This is a genomic window from Microbacterium cremeum, assembly GCF_015277855.1.
Classification (GTDB): domain Bacteria; phylum Actinomycetota; class Actinomycetes; order Actinomycetales; family Microbacteriaceae; genus Microbacterium; species Microbacterium cremeum.
This window is the reverse complement of the sequence record NZ_CP063812.1, coordinates 3661485-3676235: the sequence shown is the minus strand read 5'-3', so window position 1 is coordinate 3676235 and position 14751 is coordinate 3661485. Positions and strand designations below refer to the sequence as shown.

13 protein-coding genes are annotated in these 14751 nt (G+C 72.1%); 6 read left to right on the top strand and 7 right to left on the bottom strand.

The annotated features are described in order from the left end of the window. The first annotated feature begins 232 nt into the window (after positions 1 to 232). Complete coding sequence (locus IM778_RS16415) at positions 233 to 1255, top strand: GlxA family transcriptional regulator (protein ID WP_194409877.1); 1023 nt, start codon at positions 233 to 235, stop codon at positions 1253 to 1255. Positions 1256 to 1292: 37 nt separating this feature from the next. Here the strand turns inward: IM778_RS16415 and IM778_RS16410 are convergent, their stop codons facing one another. After that, positions 1293 to 1697, bottom strand: a complete 405-nt coding sequence (locus tag IM778_RS16410) for a DUF7144 family membrane protein (protein ID WP_194409876.1) — start codon at positions 1695 to 1697, stop codon at positions 1293 to 1295. Positions 1698 to 1890: 193 nt separating this feature from the next. Between IM778_RS16410 and IM778_RS16405 the strand changes: the two genes are divergently transcribed. Then, complete coding sequence (locus IM778_RS16405; RefSeq protein WP_194409875.1) at positions 1891 to 3558, top strand: SulP family inorganic anion transporter; 1668 nt, start codon at positions 1891 to 1893, stop codon at positions 3556 to 3558. A gap of 21 nt (positions 3559 to 3579) precedes the next feature. Here IM778_RS16405 and IM778_RS16400 read toward each other — a convergent pair whose 3' ends face one another. Beyond that, a complete protein-coding gene (locus IM778_RS16400; RefSeq protein ID WP_194409874.1) occupies positions 3580 to 3792 on the bottom strand; it encodes a dodecin family protein in 213 nt (70 codons plus the stop codon). Between the two features lie 203 nt (positions 3793 to 3995). On the opposite strand from IM778_RS16400, the gene IM778_RS16395 reads away from it, so the two are divergent. Both IM778_RS16395 and IM778_RS16390 read left to right on the top strand, forming a co-directional pair. Further along, positions 3996 to 6209: an ATP-dependent Clp protease ATP-binding subunit gene (locus IM778_RS16395; RefSeq protein ID WP_194409873.1), complete on the top strand. Its 2214-nt coding sequence runs from the start codon at positions 3996 to 3998 to the stop codon at positions 6207 to 6209. Positions 6210 to 6359: 150 nt separating this feature from the next. After that, complete coding sequence (locus IM778_RS16390; protein WP_194409872.1) at positions 6360 to 7205, top strand: UbiA family prenyltransferase; 846 nt, start codon at positions 6360 to 6362, stop codon at positions 7203 to 7205. Between the two features lie 329 nt (positions 7206 to 7534). Here IM778_RS16390 and IM778_RS16385 read toward each other — a convergent pair whose 3' ends face one another. From IM778_RS16385 to IM778_RS16370, 4 genes are all read right to left on the bottom strand, one after another. Further along, positions 7535 to 8689 (bottom strand): FAD-dependent oxidoreductase, encoded by a 1155-nt coding sequence (locus tag IM778_RS16385; RefSeq protein ID WP_194409871.1) that lies wholly within the window; start codon positions 8687 to 8689, stop codon positions 7535 to 7537. Beyond that, a complete protein-coding gene (locus tag IM778_RS16380) occupies positions 8682 to 9386 on the bottom strand; it encodes a methyltransferase domain-containing protein (protein WP_194409870.1) in 705 nt (234 codons plus the stop codon). Before IM778_RS16380 ends, IM778_RS16385 begins: the two co-directional genes overlap by 8 nt. 10 nt (positions 9387 to 9396) lie before the next feature. Further along, on the bottom strand, positions 9397 to 10551 hold the full coding sequence (locus IM778_RS16375) for a type III polyketide synthase (protein WP_194409869.1): 1155 nt from the start codon (positions 10549 to 10551) through the stop codon (positions 9397 to 9399). 95 nt (positions 10552 to 10646) lie between these two features. Continuing rightward, complete coding sequence (locus tag IM778_RS16370; protein WP_194409868.1) at positions 10647 to 12065, bottom strand: MFS transporter; 1419 nt, start codon at positions 12063 to 12065, stop codon at positions 10647 to 10649. A gap of 56 nt (positions 12066 to 12121) precedes the next feature. Between IM778_RS16370 and IM778_RS16365 the strand changes: the two genes are divergently transcribed. Next, positions 12122 to 12682, top strand: a complete 561-nt coding sequence (locus IM778_RS16365) for a winged helix-turn-helix domain-containing protein (protein WP_194409867.1) — start codon at positions 12122 to 12124, stop codon at positions 12680 to 12682. Positions 12683 to 12776: 94 nt separating this feature from the next. Next, positions 12777 to 13244: a ribonuclease E activity regulator RraA gene (gene rraA, locus IM778_RS16360; RefSeq protein ID WP_194409866.1), complete on the top strand. Its 468-nt coding sequence runs from the start codon at positions 12777 to 12779 to the stop codon at positions 13242 to 13244. A gap of 79 nt (positions 13245 to 13323) precedes the next feature. Here rraA and IM778_RS16355 read toward each other — a convergent pair whose 3' ends face one another. Further along, positions 13324 to 14691 (bottom strand): glucose-6-phosphate dehydrogenase, encoded by a 1368-nt coding sequence (locus tag IM778_RS16355; RefSeq protein WP_194409865.1) that lies wholly within the window; start codon positions 14689 to 14691, stop codon positions 13324 to 13326. Positions 14692 to 14751 lie beyond the last annotated feature (60 nt).

Below are 14751 nucleotides of genomic sequence, written 5' to 3'. Positions count from 1 at the left end.
CGGGGCCGGGTGGGTCGGGGCCGGGTGGGTCAGGGAAGGCGGGTGGGATCGATCGGCGTCCGGCGGTAGCCGTCGGTGCGGAGCTGGACGACGGTCGAGGCGACCGCCAGTGCGGAAAGGGCTGCGAAGAGGATCACCATGAACATGGCAGAAACGCTACGCTTGTGCCACGACTGCCACTAGTGGCAGGATAGACACGTCTCGCAGGAAAACTGCCAGCCAGGAGGTACACGTGAAGACAGTCGCCTGCATCGTGATGGACGGCTTCGCGCCGTTCGAGTTCGGCGTGGCCTGCGAGGCGTTCGGCCTCGATCGCTCGGACGACGGCGTCCCGAACTTCGACTTCCGTGTCGTCACGGCCGACCCCGGGGTCGTGCAGTCCAAGATGGGGTTCTCGATCAACGTCGACGCCGACCTGTCGTTCGCCTACGAGGCCGACCTCGTCGTGGTGTGCCCCACCCCGCGCGAGTACTGGCAGCGCACCGATCCGCGTGTGCTCGACGTCGTGCGCGCGGCGGTCGCACGAGACGCGTGGGTGCTGAGCGTGTGCAGCGGGTCGTTCATCCTCGCCGCCGCGGGCGTGCTCGACGGGCGACGCGCGACGACCCACTGGATGTACGCGCCCACCATGATGGGGATGTATCCGCAGATCGACGTCGACCCCGACGTGCTCTACGTGCAGGACGGTCGCATCATCACGAGCGCCGGAACCGCGGCGGGTCTCGACGCCTGCCTGCACCTGCTGCGGCAGGAGATCGGCGCGGAGCTCACCAACAAGATCGCCCGGCGCATGGTCGTGCCCCCGCAGCGCGACGGCGGGCAGGCGCAGTTCATCGACAAGCCGCTGCCGGCCACCACGTCGCTCTCGCTCGCGCCGGTCACGGACTGGATGCTCGACAACCTGCGCCTCGACCTCACCGTCGACCAGCTCGCCGCCAAGGCCCACATGTCGCCGCGCACCTTCGCCCGCCGGTTCAAGGCCGACCACGGCGCGACTCCGGCGGCGTGGCTGGCGCGTCAGCGCATCATCCACGCGCAGCGACTGCTCGAGAAGACCGACCTCGGCCTCGACCGTATCGCCTACGAGAGCGGCTTCGGCTCGGCCGCGGTGCTGCGGCAGAACTTCGCACGCGTGCTGGGCACGACCCCCACCGCGTACCGCGCGCGTTTCCGCTGCACCGACGAAGAGCACGACATGACGGATGCCTCGGCCCCCGCCGAAGCGGGAGCCGAGGCATCCGTTCTCGTCGCGTGACGGGCGCGTCAGGCGGTGCCCGTCAGTGCGGCGTGGTTCAGCGCGCCTTGAGCTCGCGACCGTGCACCGTGAGCGCGTAGATCACGAGGATGTCGAGCGCGAGGACGGCGAGCGAGAGCCACGGCTGCGCCGCGATCAGCGTGAGCTGCGCGATGGCGTTCAGCGCGACCAGGATGACCGCGATGACGCGTGCCCACGTCGCGCCGCCCCACAGGGCGAGGCCGACCAGGAGGATCAGCACACCGAGGATCAGGTGGAACCAGCCCCACGCTTCGATGTCGAGCGAGAACAGGCCCGCCTCGCCGAGGAAGTAGGCCGTGTCGGGCCCGATGAGGGCCTGCAGGCCGTGGAAGATGTTGATGATTCCGGAGATGATGAGGACGACGGCGGCGAACACGCCCCATCCCACCCAGCCGGTGACGGTGGTGTCGTTGTCGGTCATGGAGGATCCCTTTCAGGTTGGCGGAGTCACTGCGCTCCTGCAGAGCGCCGATGTGGAACCCTGCGTCACCTTCGATTCTGAGAGAAGGCTGAGTGTCTGCGCGTCACGCAGGTCGCGTGAAATCCTCTCGGAGGGTCCGCTCGGGGGCCCTGCAGGGCGGCGCCGGGGGGAGGCGCTTCGCTAGCGTGGGCCTGTGAGTCTGGATCCGCGCACGTGGTTCTCGCGCAAGACGCTGCGCCGCGACCTCGTGGCGGGCGTCACGCTCGGCGTCGAGAGCGTGCCCGACGGGCTCGCGCAGGGCCTGCTGGCGGGCGTCAACCCGCTCGCCGGCCTCTACGGCCATCTGTTCGGCATGGTCGGGGCCGCGCTGTTCACCAGCAGCGCGCTCATGACCGTGCAGGTCACCGGCGCGATGGCGCTCATCGTCGCTGACGCCGATCTGCAGACCCGCGCCGACCCCGACCGCGCGCTGTTCACGCTCGCGATGCTCAGCGGCGTGCTGCTGGTCGTGCTCGGGCTCCTGGGCGGCGGGCGGCTGGTGAGGTTCGTCCCCACCGCCGTGATGACCGGGTTCGTCACCGCCGTCGGGGTCAACATCGTGCTGGGCCAGCTGTCGAACCTCACCGGCTACGCCTCGCGCGGCGTGAACCGCATCGCGAAGACGCTCGACCTCGCGACGCACGTCCTGGAGTGGAGCGTGCCGTCGCTCGTGGTGGGCGCCATCACGATCCTGATCATCGTGCTGCTCCAGCACACGCGGGTCGGCGCGCTCAGCCTCGTCGTCGCGGTCGTCGTCGGATCGATCTGTGCCGTTCTGCTGAACCTGTGGGTGCCGCATCCGGTCATCGTCCTGCACGATCTCGTCGACGTGCCGGGCTCGCTGCCGGCCCCCGTGCTGCCCAGCCTCGACGACCTCCTCTTCGTGGCGATCCCCGCGGTGTCGCTGACGTTCGTGGCGCTCGTCCAGGGGGCGGGTGTCTCGGCGGGCATCGCCTCACGGGACGGCAAACCCGCCGACGTCTCGCGCGACCTGATCGGTCAGGGCGCCGGCAACCTGCTGTCGGGGCTGTTCCGCGGGATGCCGGTGGGCGGATCGTCGTCGGGATCGTCGCTGGTGGTGACCGCCGGCGCGCAGACCCGGCTGGTGTACTTCCTCGCGGCCGGAGTCATGTCGCTGGTGATCCTGTTCGCGTCCGACCTCGTCGCGTTCATCGCGATGCCGGCGCTGGCGGGCCTGCTGATCGTCGTCGGGGTGACGGCGGTGAAGCCCAGTCGCGTGTATTCGGTGGTCAAGAGCGGGCCCCTTCCCACCGTCGTCATGGCGGTGACGTTCGTGCTGATGCTCGTCATCCCGCTGCAGTTCGCCGTCCTGGCGGGCGTCGGGCTCGGCATCATCCTGTTCGTCGCGCAGCAGTCCAACCACCTCCGCGTGCGCCGCGTGGTGTTCGCCGCCGACGGCCGGATGCGCGAGATCGACCCGCCGCACGCCATCCCGCCCCGCGAGATCGTCGTCCTCCAGCCCTACGGCAGTCTCTTCTTCGCCAGCGCGCCGACGTTCGAGCGCCAGCTTCCCGAGGTCACGGCCGAGTCGCAGAACTCCGTCGTCATCGTGCGGCTGCGCGGCACCGACGACGTCGGGCTCGCGTTCGTCGAGGTGCTGCGCCGCTATGCGCGCGATCTGGCGCGGGTGGGCTCGAGCCTGAAGGTCGTGGTCAGCGAGGAGGTCGTCGTGCGGCAGCTCGAGGCCGGCGGGCTGGCCGTCGACATCGGCGACGACAACATCTACCGCGGCACCGAGTGGGTGGGCGCGGCGCTGCGGCGCGCGTACGACGACGCGCGCGACGAGCGCAACCGCTCCTGAGCCCGGCGGCCGGCCGGGCGCTCAGTCGTCGAGGACGAAGGTCACTTCCAGCACGACCTGGAACGTCGTGATGGCGCCGTCGTCGCACTCGACCGTCTGTTCCTTGACCCACGCTCCGCTGACGTTGCGCAACGTCGCGTGGGAGCGGGCGATGCCTTCCTTGAGCGCCGCCTCGAAGCTCTCGGGCGACCGGGCGGTGATGGTGGTGACGCGTGCGACCGACGTGTTGCTCATGATGAACTCCCTTGTTCGCGTGGCTCCAGGATCGTCCTGCGTGCGCGGGCGATCAACCCCTCCCCGTGCGCGGCCCGCGGTCACCGGCCCGCAGGGCGCTGCGCCCGGCCTGCGGCATCCGCCCCTACCGCCGCAGCGTTCGCTTTGCTAAACTTGAGCCCGCACGACTCAAGTTTCGTGAGCACAGACTTCCAGGAGAACGAATGAACGCACAACCCATGCCCGGGCAGGAGGAGCAGCAGAGCGCCCTCGAGCAGTTCGGGATCAACCTCACCGACCGCGCCCGGCAGGGCAAGCTCGATCCCGTCATCGGTCGCGACAGCGAGATCCGCCGTGTCAGCCAGGTGCTGACCCGCCGCACCAAGAACAACCCCGTGCTCATCGGCGAGCCCGGTGTCGGCAAGACGGCCGTCGTCGAGGGGCTCGCGCAGCGCATCGTCGCGGGCGACGTCGCCGAGTCGCTGAAAGACAAGGAGCTCGTCACCCTCGACATCTCGGCGCTCGTCGCCGGAGCGATGTACCGCGGTCAGTTCGAGGAGCGCCTCAAGGGCGTGCTGAAAGAGATCACCGAGTCCGACGGGCGCATCATCACGTTCATCGACGAGCTGCACGTGCTCATGGGTGCGGGCGGCGGCGAGGGCTCGGTCGCGGCGTCCAACATGCTCAAGCCCATGCTCGCGCGCGGCGAGCTGCGCATGATCGGCGCGACCACGCTCAACGAGTACCGCGAGTTCATCGAGAAGGATGCCGCGCTCGAGCGCCGCTTCCAGCAGGTCTACGTCGGCGAGCCGAGCGTCGAGGACACCGTGGCGATCCTGCGCGGCCTGAAGGGCCGCTACGAGGCGCACCACGGCGTCACGATCACCGACGGCGCGCTCGTCGCGGCGGCATCGATGAGCAACCGCTACATCCCGAGCCGGCAGCTGCCCGACAAGGCGATCGACCTCATCGACGAGGCGATGAGCCGCCTCAAGATGGAGATCGACTCCAGCCCCGTCGAGATCGACCAGCTCCGCCGCCAGGTCGACCGGATGCGGCTCGAAGAGCTCGCGCTGAAGAAGGAGAAGGACGACGCCTCGAAGGAGCGGCTGGCGAAGCTGCGCGAGCAGATGCGGCAGTCCGAGTCCGAGCTGACGCAGCTCGAGGCCCGGTGGGAGCGCGAACGCGCGGGACTGAACCGCGTCGGCGACCTCAAGAAGCGGCTCGACACCGCCATCACCGAGCGCGATCAGGCGCTGCGGGCCGCCGACTACGCGAAGGCGTCGCGCCTCGAGTACGAGACCATCAAGCAGCTGCAGGCCGAGCTCGACGCGGCCGAGAGCGCGGAGGCCGACCCCGCCGAGGAGCGCATGGTCAACGAGCAGGTGACCGACGAAGACATCGCCGCGGTCATCGCGGCGTGGACGGGTATCCCGGTCGGGCGACTGCTGCAGGGCGAGACCGAGAAGCTGCTGCATCTCGAGGCCGAGCTCGGCAAGCGCATCATCGGGCAGCGGGATGCCGTGAAGGCGGTGTCCGACGCGGTCCGCCGCTCGCGCGCCGGCATCAGCGACCCCAACCGCCCGACAGGCTCGTTCCTGTTCCTCGGGCCGACGGGTGTCGGAAAGACCGAGCTCGCCAAGGCGCTCGCCGAGTTCCTCTTCGACGACGAGCACGCCATGGTGCGCATCGACATGTCGGAGTACGGCGAGAAGCACTCCGTCTCGCGGCTGGTCGGCGCCCCTCCCGGCTACATCGGCTACGAGCAGGGCGGCCAGCTGACCGAGGCGGTGCGGCGCCGGCCCTACAGCGTCGTGCTGCTCGACGAGGTCGAGAAGGCCCACCCGGAGGTCTTCGACGTGCTGCTGCAGGTCATGGACGACGGGCGCCTCACCGACGGGCAGGGCCGGACGGTGGACTTCAAGAACGTCATCCTGATCCTGACGTCGAACCTCGGCTCGCCGATCCTCATCGACCCGACGCTCTCGTTCGAGCAGAAGCGCGAGCAGGTGCAGGGTCTCGTGCGGCAGGCGTTCAAGCCGGAGTTCGTCAACCGGCTCGACGACATCGTCGTGTTCCAGGCGCTCACCGAGGACGACCTCGCCCAGATCGTCGAGCTCGCCGTCGACGCCCTGCAGCGGCGTCTGCACGAGCGGCGCCTGACTCTCGCCGTCACGCCCGACGCGCGCGCGTGGCTCGCCGAGCGCGGGTACGACCCGGTGTTCGGCGCCCGGCCGCTGCGCCGGCTCATCCAGTCCGAGATCCAGGACCGCCTCGCGATGGGCCTGCTGTCGGGCGGCGTGCGCGACGGCGATGTGGTGCGGGTGGATGTCGAAGCCGACGGCTCGCACCTGGCGCTGACCAGCGACGGCCCGGCCGCGGCGCCCGAGACGGAGGACGAGGACGAGGTCATCGAGGCCGAGCTCCTCGACGACTGAGCCCGCCGGGTGGGTTCCGCCTTGCGGAAACACCGGTCGGTGACGGGACACGCCGGGGTGGGGCATCCGTCGTCGGCGTGTCGTGGTGACGGACTGGTGTTTTCGCACTCGGGGTGGGGCTCGGCGGGGCGGTGCGTGAGAGCATCGAGCGTGCGCACGCTCCGAGCCCTGTGGGGATCGTCCCACCCGGGACCCACGCTCGTCGTCACGGCGCTCGCCTTCGCCCTCGGCCTGGCGATCGGGCTCCCGCCCTGGCGCCTCGCGCTGCTGACGCTCGCGGTCTTCGCGGGCCAGCTCTCGGTCGGCATCTCGAACGACGCCGTCGACGCGCCGCGGGATCGCGCCGTGGGGCGCAGTGACAAGCCCCTGGCCCGCGGCGACGCGTCGGTGCGGGCGGCGTGGATCGCGGCATCCGTCGCCCTCGCCGCCGCGCTGGCGCTGTCGGCTCCGCTGGGATGGCGGATGCTGGCGGCACACGCCCTGACGCTCGGTTCGGCGTGGGCGTACAACGTGGGCCTGAAGTCGACGGCGTGGTCGATCGCGCCGTTCCTGGTCAGCTTCGGCGTGTTCCCGTCGCTCGCGACGCTCTCGGCCGAGCCCCCGGCGTTCGCGGCCGGATGGGCGTGGATCGCGGGCGCCGCGCTCGGTGCCGCGGTGCACCTCACGAACGTGCTGCCCGACCTCTCCGACGATGCGCGGACCGGGGTGCGGGGGCTGCCGCATCGCCTCGGTGCCCGTGCTTCGGCGGTCGTCGCCGCGCTCGCCGTGGCGACCGGCGCGCTCGCGGTGCTCCTCGGTGCCGCCGGCGGCGAGCTCGCCGCGGTGGCACCGGTGTCGTGGGTGTTCTTCGCCGCCGTCGTGGTGGTCGCCGGGGCGACCGCATGGCTCGTGGCGACCCGGCCTCCGTCGCGCATGCTCTTCCGCCTCGTGATGCTCGCAGCACTGCTTCTCGCCGCGCAGCTCGTCGTGTCGGGCGGCATGCTCGCCGGGCGTTGAGGAACCCCACGGAGGTTGAGGAACCATGCGGAGGTTGAGGAACCACGCGGAGGTTGAGACTCGCCCTGGGGGTTGAGGAACCACGCGGAGGTTGAGAAACCACGTAGAGGTTGAGAAACCACGCGGAGGTTGAGACTCGCCCCGGCGTGTGGTTTCTCGACGGGGATGTGGTTTCTCGACTGCCTCGGGCGACCTCGCCTCGCCCCGACCCCCTCGCCCCGACCCACCCGCCCCGGCCCACCCGCCGCGAGCCACCCGCCGCGAGCCCCGCCCCGCCCCAGCCCGGAGCCGCGCCCCGCCCGGCCCGCCGCCGCGAGCGGCGCCCGGGCTCAGGCGTCGGCGTCGAAGCCCATGGCGTAGGCGCGGGCGAACACTCGGTCGAACGGAGCCGCGAGCATCGCGCGCACCGTGGTGCGCCGCGCGCCGTCGAGGACCCCCGGCATCGCGCGGCCCAGCGCCGTGTTCGCCCACGCCAGCCGCGCCGCCGCCCGTGCGGAGCGCACGCGCCGGCGCTCCCACCGCTGCAGCTCGGGCTCGGGGGCCTCGCCGGTGCGCACCCACCGCGCCAGCAGCGGCGCGAGCGTCGCGGCGTCCAGCAGGCCGAGGTTCATGCCCTGACCGCCGATCGGGCTCACCTCGTGCGCGGTGTCGCCGATCACGAACACCCGTCCGTTGCGCAGGCGCGGCGCGACGAAACGGCGCACGCCGAAGGACGTCGCGTCCTCGACGGCGTCGGCGGCCGACTCGCCCCGGCGCTCCAGCGCGGCGCGCAAGCGCCGCACCCGCGAGGCCGGATCCGCCGAGGCCCGCGGGTCGTCCCACGCGACGAACCGCCGCACGCCGCCGGGCAGCGGGAAGGACTCGAGCACGCCGCCCGGATCGAGGTGCACGACCGCGACCTCGGCGTCGGCGGCGCGGTCGTCGGTGCGGGCGCCGGCCGCGGCATCCGTCATCAGGTACCGGTCGCGGTACTCCCGCGGGCGCAGCGCCTCGGGCCGGTACACCAGGCCGCGCCCGCCGGCCCCGGCGGCGACGACGACGAACCGGCTGTCGAGCTCGATCGGCCGCCCGCCGAGGCCCGCGCGCACCCGCACGCCGCCCGCCGCGGGCAGCACGGCCATGACGTTCGCGCCGCGTCGCGGTTCGGGCGCATCGGCGGCGAGCACGGCCTCGGTCGCCGCCTGCGGCAGCGTCGCGACGAACGGGAACCTCGTCGCCACCCGGTCGAACCGCACCACGCCGAGCAGGCGGCCTCCGCTGCGCGCCTCGCCGCGGCGGACGCGCACGGCGTCCTCGAGCAGCCGCTCGGTGACGCCGGCGTCCTCGAGCGCCGCGAGCACGGGAGCGTGGATGCCGATCGCCCGCGTTCCGCCGCCGGCCGCGGCTCGACGCTCCAGCACCTCGACGTCGACTCCGCGCCGGGCGAGGTCGCCGGCGAGCAGCAGGCCGACCGGCCCGGCGCCGACGACGGTGACCTCAGCCACGCCCCGGCCCCTGCACCAGCAGGCGGAACGGCACCGGCTCGGACACCGACCACACGCCGGGCATCTCGCGGGCGAGCACCTCGGCGAGCTCGCTGCGCGTGTAGCTGCGGCGGATCGAGCGCAGGCCGTCGGTGCGCAGGAACGTGCCGGGCGCGAGCGGTGTGATGCCCACGGCGTACAGTCCGTACGCGAGCCGGCTGCGGGCGATGTCGCTGTGCAGCACGATGCCGCGCGAGAGCAGGGACGAAGCCGACAGGAACGCCGGCAGCTGGTCGCCCAGGTGATGCAGCACGTGGTTCGACAGCACCGCATCGAACGCATCGCCCTCGGCGACGAGGGCCGCGGCATCCGTGCACCGGAACGTCACCTCGGGCGGGCGCCGGCGTGCGAGCGCGGCCCGGTGCGAACGCGCGTCGGGATCCGCACCCGTCCAGGCGACGTCGAGGCCGTCGCGCCGGGCGGCATCGGCCAGGCGCACGACGATGTCGCCCCCACCCGATCCGAGGTCGAGGACGCGGGCCGGTCGCGAGAGCGATGCGAGGTACGGGCCCAGCGTCGACCGGTACACCGTGCCCCACCCCGCGACGAGCCGGTTCACGGTGTCGAAGCGGCGCAGCGTCGCGTCCAGGCGCGCGGGGTCGCAGTCGGGGTCGTCCATCAGCTCGGTGAGAGCCTCGTCGCGGGCCGTGAGCGTCATCGCACGCCCGTCATGCCGGGACCGCGACGGCGGCGGGCGTCCCCGCGGCAGCGGCGGACGGCACCTGCGCGCGCTTGGTCAGCATCGCGGACTCGACGGTCAGGCCCGGGCCGAACGCGAGCCCGGCGACGCGGGCCCCGTCTGCCACCGCGTCGTCGCGCAGCAGGGCGCGCAGGATGAACAGGATCGTGACGCTCGACATGTTGCCGTAGTCCCGCAGCACCGTGCGCGAGGCGTCGAGAGCCTCCGGGGCGAGGGCGAGCCCCGACTCGACGCGGTCGAGCACGCTGCGTCCGCCGGGGTGCACGGCCCACACGTCCGGCGGCCGGTCATCGCCGACGAACCGGTCGACCGCGCCGCGGATCTCGCGCCCGATGATGCGGGGCACCTCGGCCGACAGCACCATCTCGAACCCGTGGTCGCCGATCGTCCACACCATGTCACTCTCGCCCTCGTCGGTCAGAGCGGTGCCGAACCGGTCGAGCTCGAGGCCGCCGGCGCGCCCGACGTCGGCGGCGGTCACGACGGCGGCGGCCGCGCCGTCGGCGAAGACGGATGCCGCGACGATCTGCTGCGGGTCGTCCGAGGCGCGCACGTGCAGCGAGCAGAGTTCGGTGCACACCACGAGCACGACGGCGTCGGGCTGGGCGCGCGCGAGCCGCGCGGCCAGCCGGAGCGCGGGCAGGGCGGCCGCGCAGCCGATGAAGCCCAGGTGGTAGCGCTCGACCGTGGCGGGCAGGCCGAGGTCGCGCACGAGCCGGTAGTCGGGCCCCGGGGCGAAGAAGCCCGTGCACGAGACGGTGACGACGTGGGTGACGACGGATGCCGCGATGCCGGCATCCGTCAGCGCCTGAGTGGCGGCGGCCGCCGACAGCGGCGGCGCGACGCGGGTGTAGAGGTCGTTGCGCTCGCCGGTCGTCGGGGCAAGGAGGGTGCGCGCGCCGTCGAGGAACCGCGGGGCCGACCCGTCGCGCGACCCGGGATCGCCGAGCTCGGTGAGCACGGTGTGCCGGTGCTCGATCGCGGAGGCGCCGAACGCGGCGTGGACGCGTCGGCGCGTGAGGCGGTCGAGACCGGGCTGGCCCGCGAAGAGGTCGCGCACGTTCTCCTGCGCGATCCTCGTGGGGGGAACAGCGGTGCCGATCGACACGATGCGGGCCGTCATGCTGCAACCTAAGCACGGCGAGGCGTCGCCGCGGCAGAGGTTGCGCGATGTCTCCCGGCGGGTTACCGGTTTCGCGCGGTGTCCGCCGCGGCGGATCAGGGCGACTCGGACGCGTGCTCGGCGTGGGCGTCGGGCAGTTCGCGCAGTCCCCAGAACGGTCCGATGACGACGAAGAGGCACGCCAGCAGTTCGCCCGTCGCAGCGAGCCACAGCGTGGGGACCGTGCCGATCCACGTGCCGAGCGCGCCCGCGAGCAGGGCGCCGATCGGCATGACGCCCCACACTACGAAGCGGATCGACGCGTTCATGCGACCGAGGAGGCGCGGTGGCGTGATGCGCTGGCGGAAGGTCACCTGCGTGATGTTGTACAGCAGGATCGTGAAGCTCATCAGGAAGAACTGGATGACCAGCAGCGGGAACGCCAGGGCGGGCACGAGCGATATGGCCGGCAGGAAGAACGGGGCCAGCGAGAACGCGATCGCGCTGACCGGGATGGCGCGCGCCTCGCCGAGGCGCGCGACGATTCGCGGCGTCGCGATCGCGCCGAGGAGGCCCCCGACCGCCGACAGCGAGAACACCACGCCGAGCATCTGCGGCGTCAGCCCGAGCTCGCGCAGGGCGAAGATCGGCAGGAGCGTCGTGGCGATCGTGCCGAAGAAGTTCGCGACGCCCGTGGTGCCGACGATGCGCCGCAGCAGGGGGTTGTCGAACACCCAGCGCAGGCCTTCGCCGATCTCATGGGCGAGCGGCTTGTGCTCCTCGGGTGCGCGGAGCGTCTCGTGATCGCGCGTGAACAGCAGCGCGATGAACGAGGCCACGTACGTGCCGACCGTGATGAAGATCGCGACCGGCGCCGCCAGCACGCCGACGAGCCACCCGCCGAAAGCCGGACCGGCCAGGCCCGCCAGCTGCTCGGTGGACTGCAGCTTTCCGTTCGCCTCGGCGATCTGGTTGGAGCGCACGAGCGAGGGGATGAGGCTCTGGTTCGACACGTCGAAGAACACGGTCGCGACGCCCATGACGAGTGCGACGACGATCATGTGCCAGATCTCCAGCACGCCCAGGATTGCCAGCACCGGCAGCGTCGAGAGGGCGACGGCGCGCACCGCGTCGGCCCAGATCATGACGTGGCGCTTGCGCATGCGGTCGATCCATGCGCCGGCCGGCAGCCCGACCACGAGGAACGCCGCGACCTGCGCCGCGTTCAGCAGACCCACCTCCCACTCGGTCGCGTTGAGGATGAGCACCGCGAGCACGGGGAGGGCGAGCTCGGTGATCTGCGCCCCGAACTGGCTGAGCGCCTGGCCGCCCCACATCGTGAGGAAGTTGGCGTCGCGCCACAGCGAGCCCTTCGGCGCGGGCGTGGGAGGCGGGGGTGCCGCGGCATCCTGATCCGCCTCGACGGCGTCGTCGGCGCCCGCGCGGGAGGTGAGGGTCGACGCCTCGGCGCGGGCCTCGGCGAAGGCTTCGCCGATCGACGGATCGAGCCCCTCCGGCTCCTCTGATTGGGACATGTCAATCAGTGTAGCCACCGATTGAGAACTGTCAATCACTCTTGTACCCTGAGCCCATGGCCGCGGATCGCGAGGAGCGCATCGAACTGCGACGGGGCGATCCCGAGGCCGAGGCACGCATGCGCGCGCTGAGCTCGCCGCTGCGCCTGCGCGTGCTCCGGCTGTGCGCGTTCGAGTCGCGCACCAACAAGGAGCTGGCCGAGCTGCTGGGGGTCAACCCCGGCACGATGCTTCATCACGTTCGCACGCTCGTGCAGACGGGATTCCTCGCCGCCGAGCCCGAGCGCAGCGGTGCGCAGGGGGCTCGCGAGGTGCCGTACCGCGCGACCGGCCTGTCGTGGCGCACATCGATGCCCGGGGGCTCCTACGTGCTGGTCGAGACGTTCCTCCAGCAGATCGCGGGCGTCGCCGACGAGGATCTCGACGCGACGTGGCTCGGGCTCAAGCTCAACGACGAGCACAAGAGCGAGTTCCAGCACCGCCTCTACGCACTCCTGAACGAGTTCAAGGAGCGCGGCGCCGACCCCGACGGCGACACCTACTCGTTCTTCAGCGCGCTGCACCCCGACCTGAACCCGCCGGCGAACCCCTCGTCGGTCGGCGAGAGATCCGGCTGACGCAGCGGACACGACTTCACGGCAGCGGAAACAGGCCGAATCTTCCCGGACTTCCCGACCGCATGCCGTGCGTCGCGCCGCGTAGCGTGGCGCCATGGCCATCGCAACAGCCGACCTCTACGACGAACGCGGCGACGATCTCGACTCGCTCGCGCTGCAGCTGCACGACTTCGGCGGGCGCACCGCCTTCCACGGGCCGATCCGCACGGTGCGCTGCCATCGCGACAACGCGCTGGTGAAGTCCGTGCTCGCGACGCCCGGCGACGGCGGCGTCCTGGTGATCGACGGCGAGGGCTCGCTCGAGTCGGCACTGGTCGGAGACCTGATCGCCGCCTCGGCCGTCGCGAACGGGTGGGCAGGCCTCATCGTGCACGGGGCGATCCGCGACCGGGATGCGATCGCGTCCCTGCCGCTGGGGGTCAAGGCGCTCGGATCGAACCCGCGCAAGAGCGCGAAGGACGGCGTCGGCGAGGTCGACGTCCCCGTCACCATCGCGGGCGTCGTCTTCGCACCCGGCAGGCACGTGTGGGCCGACGCCGACGGGGTGCTCGTCGAACGCTGAGGCGGCCGCCGTGATGCCCCGGTTCGTCGACGTGCGATTCGATGGCCGCGGCGACCGGTCCGCCGGCTCGTGAGCCGCTTCAGGGCAGTTTCGGCCACCCTTCCGGCCCGAGCGAGCCCGCCGCGTACTCCTCGAGCGGGACCTCGCCCGCGCGCCAGGCGGCGAGCACCGGGTCGACGATGCGCCACGACTCCTCGGCCGCATCGCCGCGCACCGCGAGCGCCGCGTCGGCGTCGAGGATGCCCGACAGCACCTCGCCGTACGCCTTGAGCGCGCCGGCGCCGAGATCGGCCTCGAGCCGTGCGCGCTCGAGCTCGAACGGGTCGTCGCCGCCGTTGACGTTGAGCTCGAGGTCCATGCGGTCGGGGCCGAGCGAGAAGCGCAGCACCGATCCCGGCGCGTCTCCGGTGAGACCGTCCGGCACGTGGTTGACGCGCCGGAACGTCACGACCACCTCGCCGTCCTTGCCCGCGAGCGCTTTGCCCGAGCGCAGCGTGAACGGCACGCCCTCCCACCGCTCGTTGCGCACCTCGCACGTGAGCTCGGCGAGGGTCTCGGTGGCGCGCGCGGCGTCCACTCCGGGCTCGTCGACGTAGGCCGGCAGCGGGCGGCCGCCCACCGTGCCCGCCGTGTACCGCGCGCGCCGCGAGGCCGTCGCGGGGTCATCGCCCCACACGCGGGTCGCCCGCAGCACCGCGGCCGTGGCATCCCGCAGGTCTCTTTCGCGCAGGGTCGCGGGCGGTTCCATGGCGAGTACCGCCATGACCTGCAGCAGGTGGCTCTGGATCATGTCCACGAGCGCGCCGGCGTGGTCGTAGTAGCCCGCGCGCCCCTCGAGCCCGAGCGTCTCGTCGTAGCGGACGACGACGGACGCGATGTGCTGCGCCGACCACACCGGCGCGAACACGCGGTTCGCGAACCGCACCCCCAGCAGGTTCAGGGTCGTCGACCGCCCGAGGAAGTGGTCGACGCGGAAGATCTGCTGTTCGGGCACGAGCCGCGCCACCGTCGCGTTGAGTCGGCGCGCGCTGGGCTCGTCGACGCCGAACGGCTTCTCGAGCGCGAGCACCGTGCCCTCGGGGATCGCGACGTCCGCGAGCGCCGCGCACGCGGCGGCCGCGACGGCCGGCGGCACCGCGAAGTACAGGGCGAGCCGGTCGCCGGGGTCGGCCATCAGCGTCGTGAGGTCGCCCGGGTCGGTGATGTCGGCGCGCTGGTACGTCGTCTCGGCGATCGCCTCGAACGCGTCGGCGAAACCCGCCGAGGCGAACGCGTCGCGCACGACCTGCTGCCAGCGGGCGTCGTCCCAGTCGTCCATGCCGGCGCCACGCAGCCGGATCCGCCGCTGCGGCTCGAGCGTGAGCAGCTGGCCGAGCGCCGGCAGCAGCAGCCTCGACGTGAGGTCGCCCGACGCGCCCAGGATCAGGAGCGTGGTCTGCGGCGGCATGCGCCCAACCTATCCGTACGCGGCCGGCCGCGGCAGGGCTGTCGCGCGGGACGTCTCTTT

Coding starts and splice junctions, on each gene's coding strand:
- IM778_RS16410 (WP_194409876.1), bottom strand. CDS start 1,697: ATGACCGACAACGACACCACCGTCACCGGCTGGGTGGGATGGGGCGTG.
- IM778_RS16400 (WP_194409874.1), bottom strand. CDS start 3,792: ATGAGCAACACGTCGGTCGCACGCGTCACCACCATCACCGCCCGGTCG.
- IM778_RS16395 (WP_194409873.1), top strand. CDS start 3,996: ATGAACGCACAACCCATGCCCGGGCAGGAGGAGCAGCAGAGCGCCCTC.
- IM778_RS16380 (WP_194409870.1), bottom strand. CDS start 9,386: ATGACGCTCACGGCCCGCGACGAGGCTCTCACCGAGCTGATGGACGAC.
- IM778_RS16375 (WP_194409869.1), bottom strand. CDS start 10,551: ATGACGGCCCGCATCGTGTCGATCGGCACCGCTGTTCCCCCCACGAGG.
- IM778_RS16370 (WP_194409868.1), bottom strand. CDS start 12,065: ATGTCCCAATCAGAGGAGCCGGAGGGGCTCGATCCGTCGATCGGCGAA.
- IM778_RS16365 (WP_194409867.1), top strand. CDS start 12,122: ATGGCCGCGGATCGCGAGGAGCGCATCGAACTGCGACGGGGCGATCCC.
- rraA (WP_194409866.1), top strand. CDS start 12,777: ATGGCCATCGCAACAGCCGACCTCTACGACGAACGCGGCGACGATCTC.
- IM778_RS16355 (WP_194409865.1), bottom strand. CDS start 14,691: ATGCCGCCGCAGACCACGCTCCTGATCCTGGGCGCGTCGGGCGACCTC.